This window comes from Streptomyces sp. 147326 (assembly GCF_045000215.1).
Classification (GTDB): Bacteria; Actinomycetota; Actinomycetes; order Streptomycetales; family Streptomycetaceae; genus Streptomyces.
On record NZ_CP134201.1, the window covers coordinates 7,083,934 to 7,097,827 of the forward strand.

General features: G+C 70.4%; 13 protein-coding genes. All 13 read left to right on the forward strand.

Features of this window, described 5'->3' with window-relative positions; translation table 11 throughout:
* Position 1 precedes the first annotated feature (1 nt).
* The 13 genes from RIU97_RS32585 to RIU97_RS32645 all read left to right on the forward strand — a co-directional run bounded on the left by RIU97_RS32585 (position 2) and on the right by RIU97_RS32645 (position 13,882).
* Positions 2-1,825, forward strand: coding sequence for an AGE family epimerase/isomerase (locus RIU97_RS32585; RefSeq protein WP_404961112.1), 1,824 nt, complete (start codon positions 2-4; stop codon positions 1,823-1,825).
* Positions 1,826-1,862: 37 nt separating this feature from the next.
* Positions 1,863-2,213, forward strand: a complete 351-nt coding sequence (locus RIU97_RS32590; RefSeq protein WP_030008823.1) for an STAS domain-containing protein — start codon at positions 1,863-1,865, stop codon at positions 2,211-2,213.
* Complete coding sequence (glgX, locus tag RIU97_RS32595; RefSeq protein ID WP_404961113.1) at positions 2,210-4,348, forward strand: glycogen debranching protein GlgX; 2,139 nt, start codon at positions 2,210-2,212, stop codon at positions 4,346-4,348. Before RIU97_RS32590 ends, glgX begins: the two co-directional genes overlap by 4 nt.
* A 16-nt stretch (positions 4,349-4,364) precedes the next feature.
* Entirely contained in the window at positions 4,365-4,676 is a 312-nt protein-coding gene (locus tag RIU97_RS32600; RefSeq protein ID WP_215147958.1) for an STAS domain-containing protein, read from the forward strand.
* Entirely contained in the window at positions 4,673-5,146 is a 474-nt protein-coding gene (locus tag RIU97_RS32605; protein ID WP_404961114.1) for an ATP-binding protein, read from the forward strand. The genes RIU97_RS32600 and RIU97_RS32605 overlap by 4 nt, the downstream gene beginning before the upstream one ends.
* A complete protein-coding gene (locus tag RIU97_RS32610; RefSeq protein ID WP_404961115.1) occupies positions 5,128-6,387 on the forward strand; it encodes a PP2C family protein-serine/threonine phosphatase in 1,260 nt (419 codons plus the stop codon). The genes RIU97_RS32605 and RIU97_RS32610 overlap by 19 nt, the downstream gene beginning before the upstream one ends.
* Positions 6,388-7,149, forward strand: a complete 762-nt coding sequence (locus RIU97_RS32615) for a P-loop NTPase (protein ID WP_404961116.1) — start codon at positions 6,388-6,390, stop codon at positions 7,147-7,149.
* A gap of 69 nt (positions 7,150-7,218) precedes the next feature.
* Positions 7,219-7,959: a type 1 glutamine amidotransferase domain-containing protein gene (locus RIU97_RS32620; protein ID WP_404961117.1), complete on the forward strand. Its 741-nt coding sequence runs from the start codon at positions 7,219-7,221 to the stop codon at positions 7,957-7,959.
* 32 nt (positions 7,960-7,991) lie between these two features.
* Positions 7,992-9,476, forward strand: a complete 1,485-nt coding sequence (locus RIU97_RS32625; protein ID WP_404961118.1) for an aldehyde dehydrogenase family protein — start codon at positions 7,992-7,994, stop codon at positions 9,474-9,476.
* Between the two features lie 23 nt (positions 9,477-9,499).
* Positions 9,500-10,117 carry an NADPH-dependent F420 reductase gene (locus RIU97_RS32630; protein WP_404961119.1) on the forward strand — a complete coding sequence of 206 codons (618 nt, stop codon included), beginning with the start codon at positions 9,500-9,502 and terminating at the stop codon, positions 10,115-10,117.
* A complete protein-coding gene (locus RIU97_RS32635) occupies positions 10,102-10,644 on the forward strand; it encodes a (2Fe-2S)-binding protein (protein ID WP_404961120.1) in 543 nt (180 codons plus the stop codon). The genes RIU97_RS32630 and RIU97_RS32635 overlap by 16 nt, the downstream gene beginning before the upstream one ends.
* Positions 10,645-10,649: 5 nt before the next feature.
* Positions 10,650-13,055, forward strand: coding sequence for a xanthine dehydrogenase family protein molybdopterin-binding subunit (locus RIU97_RS32640; RefSeq protein WP_404961121.1), 2,406 nt, complete (start codon positions 10,650-10,652; stop codon positions 13,053-13,055).
* Positions 13,052-13,882, forward strand: a complete 831-nt coding sequence (locus tag RIU97_RS32645) for an FAD binding domain-containing protein (RefSeq protein WP_404961122.1) — start codon at positions 13,052-13,054, stop codon at positions 13,880-13,882. The genes RIU97_RS32640 and RIU97_RS32645 overlap by 4 nt, the downstream gene beginning before the upstream one ends.
* Positions 13,883-13,894 lie beyond the last annotated feature (12 nt).

Below are 13,894 nucleotides of genomic sequence, written 5' to 3' on the forward strand. Positions count from 1 at the left end.
CATGGCGGATGCCGTGAGCTTCTCCTTCTCCGACACCATCGCCGGCTACGTCGAACGCTTCGACTCCGGGTCGCGCGTGCTGCGTCTGAAGACCTCCGACGGGCGCGGGTTCGACGTCTCGCTCGCCGGCGACCCCAGCGCCGAGCTGGTCCGCAACCTGGACGAGCCCTACATCGACGCCTCCGGGCACATCGACGAGATGCTCTCGCCGGGCCGGTTCCTCTTCGTCTACGGAGTCCACTACCCGGAGCACGGCGGGCGGTTCGACGCCAAGCGCCTGGTCTTCCTGGGCCGCGGCGCCGAGGACTACCGCTTCGAGGAGCCCAGCTGGTGGATCAAGCAGATCGAGTCGCTGGCCGACTTCTACAAGCGGGCGCAGTTCGGCGACGGGCCGGTGGACTTCACCGAGTACCGCACCGAGATCCGGCTCGGCGGTGACAAGACCGCCAGCCACGTCCAGGAGACCGACACGATCTCCCGCCTGGTCTACGGCATGGCCTCGGCCTACCTGCTGACCGGCAAGGACGAGTACCTGGAGGTCGCCGAGCGCGGCACCGAGTACCTGCGCAAGCACATGCGGGTCGTGGACAGCGAGGAGGACGTGGTCTTCTGGTACCACGGCATCAGCGTCGACGGGGACAGCGAGCGCAAGCTCTTCACCTCGGAGTTCTCCGACGACTACGACGCGATCCCGATGTACGAGCAGATCTACGCGCTGGCCGGTCCCATCCAGACCTACCGGGTCACCGGCGACGTCCGGATCAAGAACGACGCGGACGCCACCATCCGGCTGTTCGACAAGTTCTTCTTCGACCCGGAGCAGGGCGGCTACTACTCGCACATCGACCCGATCCTCTTCAGCGCGGACCACGAGTCCCTCGGCGAGAACGCCGAGCGCAAGAACTGGAACTCGGTCGGTGACCACGCGCCCGCGTACCTGATCAACCTCTACCTGGCGACGGGCGAGCAGAAGTACGCCGACTTCCTCGAGTACACCTTCGACACCATCGCGGACAAGTTCCCGGACTACAAGAACAGCCCCTTCGTCCAGGAGCGCTTCTTCCGCGACTGGTCGCACGACACCGCCCACAGCTGGCAGCAGAACCGCGCGGTCGTCGGCCACAACCTGAAGATCGCCTGGAACCTGATGCGGATGAACTCGCTGAAGGCCAAGCCGGCGTACGAGGACCTCGCCAAGAAGATCGGCGAGATCATGCCGGCGGTCGGCAGCGACGTGCAGCGCGGCGGCTGGTACGACGTCGTCGAGCGGATCAAGTCCGGGGACGAGGAGACGTATCGTTTCGCCTGGCACGACCGCAAGGCCTGGTGGCAGCAGGAGCAGGCGATCCTCGCCTACCTCATCCTGAACGGCACGGTCGGCGGCGAGGCGAACCTGCGCGAGGCCCGGCAGGCGCAGTCCTTCTACAACACCTTCTTCCTCGACCACGACGAGGGCGCCGTCTACTTCAACGTGCTCGCCAGCGGTACGCCGTACCTGCTCGGCACCGAGCGCCTCAAGGGCAGCCACTCGATGTCCATGTACCACTCGGCGGAGCTCTGCTACCTCTCCGCCGTCTACAACAACCTGCTCATCAACGGCCGGGAGATGGACTTCCACTTCCAGCCCGACCCGACCAACCTGCCCGACCGCGTCCTGCGCGTCTCGCCCGACCTGCTCCCGGCCGGCTCGGTGCGGATCGCGTCCGTGGAGATCGACGAGAAGCCCTACACGGACTTCGACGCGGACGCCCTCACCGTGCGGCTGCCCGACGTCCAGGGGCGGGTGAAGGTCAAGGTGCGGCTGCGTCCAGTGGCCAAGAAGTAGCGCTCAACGGGGGGCGCCCCAACCAGAGGGGAATGCAATGACTCTCAACGTCAAGGAACGCCGGAACAAGACGGGCACCGTGCTCGTCGCCACCGGCGAGATCAACAGCGAGACATCCGGTTCGCTGCTCCAGGCCCTGCTGCCGCTCGTCCGCGAGGGCAAGCCGCTGAAGATCGACCTCACGGCCGTCACCTACGTCTCCAGCGCGGGCCTGCGCACCCTGCTCGTCGTCTACCGCGAGGCGCAGCACGCCGGCGTCGCCGTCACCCTCTACGGGGTGAGCGAGGAAGTCCGGTTCGTCATGTCGGCCACCGGCTTCCTCGACTTCTTCGAGACCGGCGAGGCCGTCGCTGCGGCCGCCAAGGCCAAGGCCAAGGCCGCGCGATGAGCGACACCCGGTCCGAGCAGGTCCTGCGCGTCGACGCGTACCCGACCCACGAGGTGGGCGGGTACCGCGTCCGCGCGGGCAAACCGTTCCCCTTCGGGGCCAACGTGGTCCCCGGCGGGGTCAGCTTCTCCGTCTTCTCCGACCAGGCCACCTCCATGACCCTGGTCATCTACAAGCGCGGAGAGCCCGAACCGATGGCCGAACTGGAGTTCCCCGAGGAATTCCGCACCGGCAGCGTGTTCGCCATGACCGTCTTCGGCCTCGACCACGAGAACATCGAGTACGGGTACCGGGCCGACGGCCCCTACGACCCGGTCACCGGACACCGCTTCGACGCCCGGCAGGTCCTCTCCGACCCCTACGCCCGGCTGATCGCCGGCCGTGACGTGTGGGGCGTGGAGCCGGACCGCAGCCGCGGCTACCAGTACCGCTCCCGCGTCTGCCTCCAGGACTTCGACTGGGGCGACGACACACCGCTGGGCATCCCCGCCGAGGACCTCGTCGTCTACGAGGCCCACGTGCGCGGCTTCACCCGGCACCCCAACGCGCAGGTCACCGCGCCCGGCACCTTCGCCGGACTGCGCGAGAAGATCCCGTACCTCAAGGAACTCGGGATCAACTGCATCGAGCTCCTGCCGGTGTTCGAGTTCGACGAGAGCGACAACCCGCGCTCCAACCCGGAGACGGGCGAGCGGCTCTTCGACTACTGGGGCTACAACACCGTCTCCTTCTTCGCGCCCAAGGCCGGCTACGCGGCCACCGGGCGGTACGGGATGCAGGGGGACGAGTTCCGCACCCTGATCAAGGACCTGCACGCGGCCGGCATCGAGGTCATCCTCGACGTCGTTTTCAACCACACCGCCGAGGGCAACGAGCAGGGCCCGACGATCTCCTTCAAGGGGCTCGACAACGCCACGTACTACATGCTCACGCCCGAGGGGTACTACTTCAACTTCAGCGGCACCGGCAACACCGTCAACTGCAACCACCCCGTCGTGCGCAACTACGTGCTCGACTGCCTGCGCCACTGGGTCGCCGACTACCACATCGACGGCTTCCGATTCGACCTCGCGGCCATCCTCGGCCGGGCTCTGGACGGCACCCCGCTGCCCAACCCGCCGCTGCTGGAACTGCTCGCCTACGACCCGGTCCTGCGGCACACCAAGCTCATCGCCGAGGCCTGGGACGCCGGCGGCCTCTACGAGGTCGGCAACTTCCCGGCGTACGGCCGCTGGGCGGAGTGGAACGGCAAGTACCGCGACACCGTGCGCCGCTTCCTCAAGGGCGACGCCGGGGTCACCGGAGAACTGGCCACCCGGATCGCCGGCTCGCCCGACCTGTACTCCAGCCGCGGCACCGCGGCCTCGGTCAACTTCCTGACCGCGCACGACGGCTTCACCCTCGCCGACCTGGTCTCCTACAACGACAAGCACAACGACGCCAACGGCGAGAACAACAACGACGGCGCCAACGACAACAACAGCTGGAACTGCGGCGCCGAGGGGCCCACCGACGACCCCGGCATCAACGCGCTGCGCACGCGCCAGATGAAGAACGCGATCGCCATCCTCTTCACCAGCCAGGGCATCCCGATGCTGCTGTCCGGGGACGAGGTCGCGCGCAGCCAGCAGGGCAACAACAACACGTACTGCCAGGACAACGAACTCTCCTGGTTCGACTGGGACCAGGTCGACCAGAACGCCGAACTGCTCCGGTTCACGCGGGAGATGATCGCCTTCCGCAAGCACCACCGCGAGCTGCGCTCCACCGCCCACCCCACCGGCCAGGTCCGCGAGAACCTGGGCCTGCCGGACATCAGCTGGCACGGGGAGCGGGCCTGGCAGCCCGACTGGTCCGACGAGAGCCGGCTGATCGCCGTGGCCCGCTGCGGCACCGGGGACGACGACGTGGTGTACGTGGCCATGAACTCGCACTGGGAGTCGCACGACCTGGAACTGCCCGCCCTGCCGGGAGGCCGGAGCTGGCACCTGTTCGCCGACACCGGGGCCGAGGCACCGCACGACATCCGCACCCCCGGCGGCGAGCAGGAACTGGACAACGCCGGGAAGTACCTGATCGGCCCGCGCTCGGTCGTGATCCTGGTGGGCCGTACCAATGATCCCGAGATGCTGTGACCGAAGGAGACCTGACATGCCGCTTTCCGTGTCCCTGAGCATCGAGGGCGACACCACCGTCATCGAGCTGACGGGCGAGCTGGACGCCAAGACCGCGCCGGACTTCCACCAGACCATCGAGAAGGCCGCCGGGCACGGCACCAGCACCGTCGAGATCAGGATGGCCGGCGTCGGCTACATGGCCAGCGCCGGACTGCGCTCCCTGGTCTTCGCCCAGCAGAAGGTTGCGAACAACGTCACCATCAAGGTGGTCGGTGCCATCGAGCCCGTGTCCCGGACCATCCGGACGGCCGGACTCGACCGCAGCATCGTGCTCTCCGATGAGTGACCACCGTGACTGACATGGCCGAACTGGCGAGGACGTCCTCCCTGCTGGAGGTGCCCGCGACGGTGGGGGCACTGGGCGACATCGCCGCGTTCGTCCTGCGGCTGGCCGGCCGGGCGGGCCTGGGCAAGGGCGCCACGTACCGCATCCGGCTGGCCGTGGACGAACTGGCCACGAACATCGTGATGCACGGGTACCGGGGCGGCGACGGACGGATCACCGTCCGCGGCCGCTCCGGCCCGGGCGGGGTGCAGATCACCATCGAAGACGCCGCACCCGCCTTCGACCCCGTCGAAGGCCGCCTTCCGCCCGCCCCCGGGGTCCCCCCGGAGGACCGGCGGATCGGTGGCCTCGGCATCCACCTGGCGCTGACCAGCGTGGACGAGTTCAGCTACGCGCACCGGGCCGGCCGCAACATCAGCACGCTGACTGTGAAGGCTGAGGAGACGGACCGATGCCCTCCACGACCGTGATCATCCTCGACGCGTACCCGCCACCGCCGCCCGAGCTCCTGCAGGCGCTGCGGATCATGGACGCGGAACTCGTCACCCGTACGCTGACGGAGCTGCTCGCGGGCCCGTTGGAACTGCTGCCCGTCGCCGACGTGCTGCTGGCCCCGGCCGAGTCCGACGGGGAGTCCGTCCGCACGGCCGTACGCCGGCTGCGCCGCTGGGCCGGGGCCCCCATCGTCGTCGTCTGGACCGTTACGGAGTTCGCCGCCCTGGAGGCACACGTCCGGATCGGGCACGACTACCTCGTACCGCCCTTCCTGCCCGCCCTCGTCGGGGCCCGGCTGCACAGCTGCTCGGAGCGCGCCGGACTCGGCCGCACCCTGCGGGAGGCCGACGCCCGCGCCGAACTCATGGGCTACGAGAAGGAACTGGAGATCGGCCGGGAGATCCAGGCGGGCTTCCTGCCCGAATCGCTGCCCGTCCCGGCGGGCTGGGAGATCGACGTGCGCTTCCGGCCCGCCCGGCAGGTCGCCGGGGACTTCTACGACGTCTTCGAGATATCCCGCGGCCGCCGGCTGGCGTTCGTCGTCGCCGACGTCTGCGACAAGGGGGTCGGCGCCGCGCTCTTCATGGCGCTCATCCGCTCCCTGCTCCGGCACACCGCACAGAACAGCGGCCTGCAGCACCTGGTCGCCGCCGGACGCGCCGGCGGCAGCCGGCGCATCCCGGTCGTCGGCGCCACGCCGCTGCTCAACGCGGTCACCGCCACCAACGGCTACCTCACCCGCAACCACCTGCGGCAGGGCTACTTCGCCACCCTGTTCTTCGGGGTGCTGGACCCGCTCACCGGCAGCCTCGTCTACATCAACGGCGGCCACAACCCGCCCCTGCTGCTGCCCGCCGACGGCAGCCCGCCCCGGACCCTGGACGTCACCGGCCCGGCCGTCGGGGTCCTGCCCGACTGCGTCTACACCCTCGGATACGCCCAGCTGAACCCGGGCGACACCCTCTTCGCCTTCACCGACGGAGTGCCCGAGGCCCGCTGCCCGAACGGCAGCTTCCTCGGCGACGAACGGATGCTGGAACTGCTCGCCGGCCCTCTGGTGAGCGGCAAGGACGTGGTCGACCGGATGGACCTGGCGGTGCGCGAGCACACCGGCACCGCCGAACAGCACGACGACGTCACCATGCTGGCCCTGCACCGGCCACGCGCGGCGCGGGGGCCGCACGCGGACGGCGCCGGGCACCAGGTGGTGGCCTAGGTGGCCCGCACCATCGTGGTGCACTCGCACCGCGGTGGCACCGGGAAGTCCTCGGTCCTGGCGAACCTCGCGCTGCTGATCGCGGCCGGGGGACGCCGGGTGGGGCTGGTGGACACCGACATCCAGTCACCCACCCTGGACCTGCTCTTCCGGCTCGGACCCGGTGCCTCCCTCGCCGACTACCTCCTCGGCCGCTGCGAGATCGAGGCCACCGCCCAGCAGGCGGGCGGCGGTTTCGGATCGGGGCCGGGGGGGCTGTACGTCGTACCGGCCCGGACCGGGACGGCCGCCCTGCGCGAGATCATGACCAGCGGCTACGACGTGGGGCTGCTGCCGGAGGGCTTCGACCGGCTGGCCGAGCACTACGCGCTCGACGTGCTGCTGCTCGACACCCACGCCGGACTCAACAACGAGTCGGTGACCGCCATGGCGAGCGCCGACGTACTGATGATCATGGCCCGGGCGGACCGCATCGACCTCTCCGGGGTCGAGGAGACCATCGCCCTCGCCGGCCGCCTCACCTGCCGGCGGATCCTGGTGCTGAGCATGGCCCCCGAGGGCATCGACCGGGAGAAGGCCCGGCGGCGCGCCGAGGAGGTCTACGGAGCACCGCTGGCCGGAATCCTTCCGTACTCGCCGGAAATGGCGGCTCTGTACGGGGAACGCATTTTCGCGGACGCCCACCCCGGCCACCCCCTGGTCGGTGAATTCCGCACCATCATCTCGGCGTTGGACGCACGTGACGAAGTATCGCGGGCCTGACGCCTCCCCCTTACGCCCCTTGCGGGGGGCGTGTTGAATCGGCAGCGAATCCAGAACAAGGAGAGAATCATGAAGATTCTCGTCGTCATGACGGCCAAGGCCACACTGCACCTGCTGGACGGCGAACAGCATCCCTCGGGATTCTGGGCCGAGGAATTCGTCGTCCCCTATCAGCTCTTCAAGGCCGCCGGCCACGCCGTGGACGTGGCGACGATCGGTGGCCAGGCACCCACCGTCGACCAGACGAGCATCGACCCGCAGTTCCTCCAGTGGGTCCGCCCCCAGGGTTCGCCGGACGAGGACGCAGCCAACGCCGCCGAGTACGTCCGGGTCATCGGGGACACCCCCCAGCTGAGAGCTCCCCTCGCGCTGGAGGACCTCACCGAGAAGGACATCGCCGACTACGACGGCGTGTACGTCAGCGGCGGCCACGGCGCCATCGGCGACCTGCCCAAGTCCGACGAGCTCACGCAGATCCTGCGCTGGGTCATCGCCCAGGACAAGCCGCTCGCCACCGTCTGCCACGGCCACACCTCGCTGCTCGCACTGCGCGACGGCGAAGGCCGCTGGCCGTTCGAGGGCTACCGGATGACGGCCTTCTCGCACAGCGAGGAACTGGTCACCAACATGGCGGGCCGGCTCCCGCTGATCCTGGAGGCGGAGCTCACCCGGCTCGGCGCCCGCTACGAGAAGGCCGAAGCGATCTGGGACTCGCACGTGGTCGTGGACCGCAAGCTGACGACCGGCCAGAACCCCTACTCCTCCAAGGCCCTCGCCGAGACCTTCTTACGGCAGCTCGCGAAGGGCTAGTACCGCCCCGCACCCGACACCGGAAGGCAGCCATGACCAAGCGTGAGCTGAGCGGCCAGCCCCTCGCGAACCCCGGGAAACTGTTCATCGGCGGCAGATGGGTCCCCGCCCGGGACGGCCGTACCGAACCGGACGTCAGCCCCGTGGACGGGCAGGAGATCGTGCCGGTGGCCCAGGCCGCCGCCGCCGACGCGGACGCGGCCGTCGCCGCCGCCCGCAAGGCGTACGAGGAAGGCCCGTGGAGCAGACTGTCCGCCCAGGAACGCGCGCTGCGGCTGAACCGGGTCGGTGAGCTCATCGAGCGCGACCTGGAGGAGATCGCCCTGCTGGAGACCGTGGACATGGGCAAGCCGTTCGCCTTCTCCAGCACGGTCGACGCCCCCATGGCCGCTCAGCTCATGCACTACTACGCCGGCGCCGTGACCCGCGTCGACGGCTCCTCGCGGGCCCCGGCCGGCGGACAGCTCGCCTACACCCTGCGCGAACCGCTGGGCGTGGTCTGCGCCATCACCCCGTTCAACTTCCCGCTGCTGCTGTCGATGACGAAGATCGCGCCGGCCCTCGCGGCGGGCAACACGGTGGTCCACAAGCCCTCCCCGGCCACCCCGCTCACTGCCCTGAAGATCGCCGAGCTCTTCCAGGAGGCGGAGATCCCGGACGGCGTACTGAACGTGATCACCGGTCCCGGCGTGGAACTGGGGGAGACCCTCACCGACCACCCGGACATCGACAAGATCGCCTTCACCGGCTCCACCTCGGTCGGCCAGTCCATCATCCGCAAGGCGGCCGGCACCCTGAAGAAGGTGACGATGGAGCTCGGCGGCAAGTCCGCCAACATCGTCTTCGCCGACGCCGACCTCGACGCCGCCGAGGAACTCGCCTTCTTCGGCATCTACTACAACAAGGGCGAGATCTGCACGGCCGGCTCCCGGCTGCTCCTGCACCGGCCCATCCACGACGAGATGGTCGAACGCCTCGTCCGCCGGGCCGCCGCCCTCAAGCCCGGCGACCCGCGCGACCCGGCCACCCTCTTCGGGCCGCTGGCCCACCGCGGCCAGTTCGACAAGGTCAGCTCCTACATCGAGGTCGGCGAGAAGGAAGGCGCGGTGCTGCGCACCGGCGGCACCGGCTGGACCCCCGACGGGGCCTCCAGCCAGGGCCTGTACTTCCTGCCGACCGTCTTCACCGGCGTCGACAACGGGATGCGGATCGCCCAGGAGGAGATCTTCGGGCCGGTCCTGTCGATCATCCCCTTCGACACCGAGGAGGACGCCGTACGCATCGCCAACGACAGCGCGTACGGCCTCGCCGCCGGCGTCCACACCAAGGACCTGCGGCGCGCCCACCGGGTCGCCTCGCAGATCAAGGCCGGCACGGTCTGGGTCAACTGCTACAACCAGTACGACCCCTCCGTGCCCTACGGCGGCTACAAGGCCTCCGGCTACGGCCGCGAATGCGGACCCGAGTCGCTGGAGAGCTACACCCAGACCAAGTCGGTCTGGATCGGCATGGACTGAGGTCCCCTCCCGAAGGAGCGGCAATGCGCACAGGCATCATCGGCACCGGGCGGATCGGCTCGACCCTGGCCAGGATCCTGGTGGCGGCGGGCCACCAGGTCGTCCTCGCCAACGCCCGGGGCCCGCAGACCCTCGGCCCGCTCGTGGCCGAGCTGGGACGGGCGGCGGCCTCGGCGGCGCACCCCGCCGAGGCCGCCGCCCAGGCCGAACTCCTGGTGCTGATGGTGCCCTTCGACGGCGTCCGGGGGCTGCTCCCGCCGCGCGTCGTGCAGGACAAGGTGCTGGTGGACGCCACCAACGCGTTCGGCGGCCCCGGCACCCCCGCCGCGGGAGGCGGGCGCGGCTCCAGCGACTTGGTCGCCGAGTGGTACCCGGGCGCCCAGGTCGTGAAATCCCTGAACACCATGCATTTCGAAACCCTCGCCGTCGCCGGCACCGCATCCGGAGAACGCCTGGCGCATTACACGGCGGGCGACGACGCGAAAGCGAAGGAAATCGTCGCGGGAATCATCACGGATCTGGGATTCGCCCCCGTAGACACCGGCCCGTTGCACTCCGGAGGAATTCTCCAGCAGCCCGGCGGGCCCCTCTTCAACCGGCCGCTCACGGAAGCGCAGGCGCTGGCATGGATATCACACTGAAGGTGAACGGAAGACCGGAGCAGTTCTCGGCACCGCCGAACGAACTGCTCGTGGAACGGCTCCGCGACGGCCTCGGACTGACCGGCACCAAGGTCGGCTGCGACACCGGCCAGTGCGGCTCCTGCGTCGTCCGGCTCGACGGCAGGTCCGTCAAGAGCTGCCTGGTCCTCACCGCCTCGGCCGCCGGCAGCGAGGTGGCCACCATCGAGGGCGTCACCACCCCGGGCGGCGAACTGACCGGACTCCAGGAGGCACTGCGCCAGGAGCACGGCACCCAGTGCGGCTTCTGCACCCCCGGCATGGTCATGGCGCTCGGCGAACTCGTCGACACCACCGCCGGCGGCGAGGCTCCCACCGAGCCCGAGATCCGCGAATGGCTCACCGGGAACCTGTGCCGCTGCACCGGCTACCACAGCGTCGTACGGGGCGTGCAGCGCGCCTGCGCCGCCGCCCGGGCCGAGGAGCCCGCGGCCCTCGCCGAATCCGGCGCCGTCGCCGCGTCCACCGCTGCCCGACAGGAGGTGTGAGGGACATGACCGCAGTGACGGGGGACGCCCCTGCCGTGGGAGGCGGAGTACTCGGGCAGCCGCTGGACAGCCGCGAGGACCCGCAGCTGCTGCGCGGCGAGGCGACGTACGTGGCGGACATCGACCTGCCGGGCACCGCCCACATGGCCATCCTGGGCAGCCCGGTCGCCCACGCGAAGATCCTCTCCATCGAGACCAAGGCCGCGGAGCAGCTGCCCGGCGTGCTGAAGGTGGCCACCGCCGCCGACTTCACCGACGTGATGCCGCTGCCCTGCATCTGGATACCCGGCGGGGTCGAGAGCCACTTCCCGCCCCACCCCTACGGACTCCCCGGCGCCCGCCCGGTCCTCACCGGCGACACCGTCCGGCACGTCGGCGACCCGATCGCCGTGGTCGTCGCCGAGACCCCGCGCCAGGCCACCGCGGCGCTCGCCGCCATCGCCGTCGAGTACGAGCCGCTGCCCGTGGTCACCCGGGCCGACGAGGCGCTCGCCGAGGGCGCGCCCCAGCTGCACGAGGCGGTCCCGGGCAACCTGAACGCGTACTGGACCTGTGGCGACAAGGACCGCACCGACGCGGCCATCGCCGAGGCCGAGGTCACCGTCGAGCTCGACCTGGTCAACCAGCGCACCATCAACAGCCCCATCGAGCCCCGCGGCGCGGTCGGCGACTTCAACGCCGCCACCGGCGAGTACACGCTCTACGCCTCCACCCAGGGCCCGCACAACCACCGCTTCCTGCTCGCAGCGCTGGTCCTCGGCATCCCCTTCAACAAACTCCGGGTGATCGCCCCGACGGTCGGCGGCAGCTTCGGCACCAAGGGGTACCTGTACCCCGACATGGCGCTGGTCCTGCTGCTCTCCAAGGCGCTCGGCCGGCCCGTGAAGTGGGTGGACACCCGCACCGGGCTGATGAACTCCACCGTCCAGGGCCGCGACCACCGCCAGCACGTCACCCTCGCCGGCACCCGCGACGGCCGCATCACCGCCGTGCGCGCGACCAGCTACGCCAACCTCGGCGCCTACCCCTCCACCATCGGCCCCGGTGTCGCCACCGCCCTGATGGGCCGCTCCATCAGCGGCATGTACGACATCGGCGCGGCCTTCTGCGAGGTCTACGCCGCCTTCACCAACACCGTCTCGCTCGGCGCCCAGCGCGGCAGCGGGCGCGCCGAGGCCGCCTTCCTCATGGAGCGCCTGGTCGACCGGTACGCCTCCGAGATCGGCATGGACCCGGCGGCCGTACGGCGCAAGAACCTGGTGCCGAAGGAGAAGTTCCCGTACGACAACGGTCTGGGCTGGACCTACGACTCCGGGAACTACGAGCTGAACTTCGACCGGGCGATCGAGCTGTCGGGCTACGCCGACATGCCCGCCCGCAAGGCCGAGGCCCGCACCCGCGGCAAGCGCCTGGGCGTCGGCCTCGCCACCTACGTCGCGATCTGCGGGGTCGGCCCCTCCACCCGGATGTCCCAGGAGGGCATGCTCGGCGGCACCTGGGAGAGCGCGAACATCCGCGTCCACCCGACCGGAGAGGTCACCGTCACGGTGGGCTCCGCCTCCACCGGCCAGAGCCACGGCACCGTCTTCGCGATGGTCGCCGCCGACGAGCTCGGCATCGACCCGGACACGATCCAGGTCCTCGAAGGCGACACCCAGAAGGCCCCGTACGGGCAGGGCACCTACGGCTCGCGCTCCTACAGCATGGCCGCGCCCGCAGTCGCGCTCACCGCACGGAAGATCAAGGCCAAGCTGGTGAAGGCCGGCGCGGTGTTCCTGGGCGTCCCCGAGGACAAGGTCGTCTACGAGGGCGGCAAGGCATACGAAGAGGGCAACCCGGAGAACACCAAGACCTTCGCCGAACTGGCCATGGCCATGTGGTACGGCTGGGGGCTGCCCCCGGAGATCGAGCCGGCCCTCGACGAGACCACCCACTTCGACCCGCCGGACTTCAACTACCCCTTCGGGACGCACGTCGCGGTCGTCGAGATCGACGAACTGACCGGCGAGACCGAGGTCGTGGCCTACACGGCCGTCGACGACGCCGGGAACATCGGCAACCCGAAGATCGTCCACGGGCAGATCGAGGGCAGCATCGTGCACGGCCTCGGCCAGGCCCTCATGGAAGCCGCCGAGTACGACGAGAACGGGCTGCTCGTCAGCTGCGACCTCAACCACTACGCCCTGCCGCGCGCCGCCGACGTGCCGTTCTTCGCGCTCGACAAGACCGTCACGCCCAGCCCGCACAACCCGCTCGGCGCCAAGGGCGCCGGCGAGATCGCCACCGTCCCGCCCGCGGCGGCCGTCGTCAACGCCGTCGTCGACGCCCTCTCCGACCTGGGCGTCCAGCACATCGACATGCCGCTCACCCCCGAGAAGGTCTGGCGCCGTCTGAGAGGGGAATCCCAGTGATCCTCACCGAATTCGACTACGTCCGGCCGGCCGGCCTCGACGAGGCGCTGGCCCTGCTCACCGGGGTGCGCGGCGCCCGGATCCTGGCCGGCGGGCAGAGCCTGCTGCCCGACCTGCGCACGGGAGCCGACCGGGCCCGCCTGCTGGTCGACATCCGGCGGCTGGAGGAACTGCGGGGCGTCCGGCGCGACCCGGGCGGGGGGCGGCTGCGGATCGGGGCCCTCACCACGCTCGCCGAGCTCGCCACGGATCCGCTGGTGCTCGCCGAGGCCCCCGAACTGGCCGCGGCGGCCCGCTCCAACGGCGACCCGCAGGTCCGCAACCTCGGCACCGCCGGCGGCAACCTCGCCGCAGCCGGGCGTGCCACCGACCTGCCGGTCGCCGCGATCGCCGCGGACGCCGTCGTCGAACTGGCCGGCCCCGACGGACGGTCGGCCCTGCCGGCCGAGGAGTTCGCGGCCGGCAGCGCACCCGCCGGCGCGGTGCTCACCGCCCTGCTGGTGCCCGCCGCCGGCCGGGCCGCCGCCTTCGAGAAGACCGCCGACCGGGCCACCCGCTACCCGGTGTGCGCCGCCGCCGTACGGATCACTCCCGACGGGCCGCGCATCGCCGTCACCGGGGCCACCTCCCGCGCGCTGCGCCTGCGCGGGGTCGAAGACCGCCTGCGCGGCGGCCCGTACGGCACCGACGCCGTGCTCGCGGCCTTCCGCGCCGAACCCCGGGAGCTCTTCGTCCCCGGGCGCGGCACCTCGGCCGAGTACCTCGGCCACCTCGCGGGGGTACTGACGGCCCGAGCCTTGCAGAGGGCCGAGCAGGCACTCGCCTGATCGCCCATCAAG

Excerpts from the sequence above, each read along its gene's own strand:
- RIU97_RS32590 (WP_030008823.1), top strand. The coding sequence starts at position 1,863 with ATGACTCTCAACGTCAAGGAACGCCGGAACAAGACGGGCACCGTGCTC.
- RIU97_RS32635 (WP_404961120.1), top strand. The coding sequence starts at position 10,102 with ATGGATATCACACTGAAGGTGAACGGAAGACCGGAGCAGTTCTCGGCA.
- RIU97_RS32585 (WP_404961112.1), top strand. The coding sequence starts at position 2 with ATGGCGGATGCCGTGAGCTTCTCCTTCTCCGACACCATCGCCGGCTAC.
- RIU97_RS32610 (WP_404961115.1), top strand. The coding sequence starts at position 5,128 with ATGCCCTCCACGACCGTGATCATCCTCGACGCGTACCCGCCACCGCCG.
- RIU97_RS32640 (WP_404961121.1), top strand. The coding sequence starts at position 10,650 with ATGACCGCAGTGACGGGGGACGCCCCTGCCGTGGGAGGCGGAGTACTC.
- glgX (WP_404961113.1), top strand. The coding sequence starts at position 2,210 with ATGAGCGACACCCGGTCCGAGCAGGTCCTGCGCGTCGACGCGTACCCG.
- RIU97_RS32620 (WP_404961117.1), top strand. The coding sequence starts at position 7,219 with ATGAAGATTCTCGTCGTCATGACGGCCAAGGCCACACTGCACCTGCTG.
- RIU97_RS32600 (WP_215147958.1), top strand. The coding sequence starts at position 4,365 with ATGCCGCTTTCCGTGTCCCTGAGCATCGAGGGCGACACCACCGTCATC.
- RIU97_RS32625 (WP_404961118.1), top strand. The coding sequence starts at position 7,992 with ATGACCAAGCGTGAGCTGAGCGGCCAGCCCCTCGCGAACCCCGGGAAA.
- RIU97_RS32630 (WP_404961119.1), top strand. The coding sequence starts at position 9,500 with ATGCGCACAGGCATCATCGGCACCGGGCGGATCGGCTCGACCCTGGCC.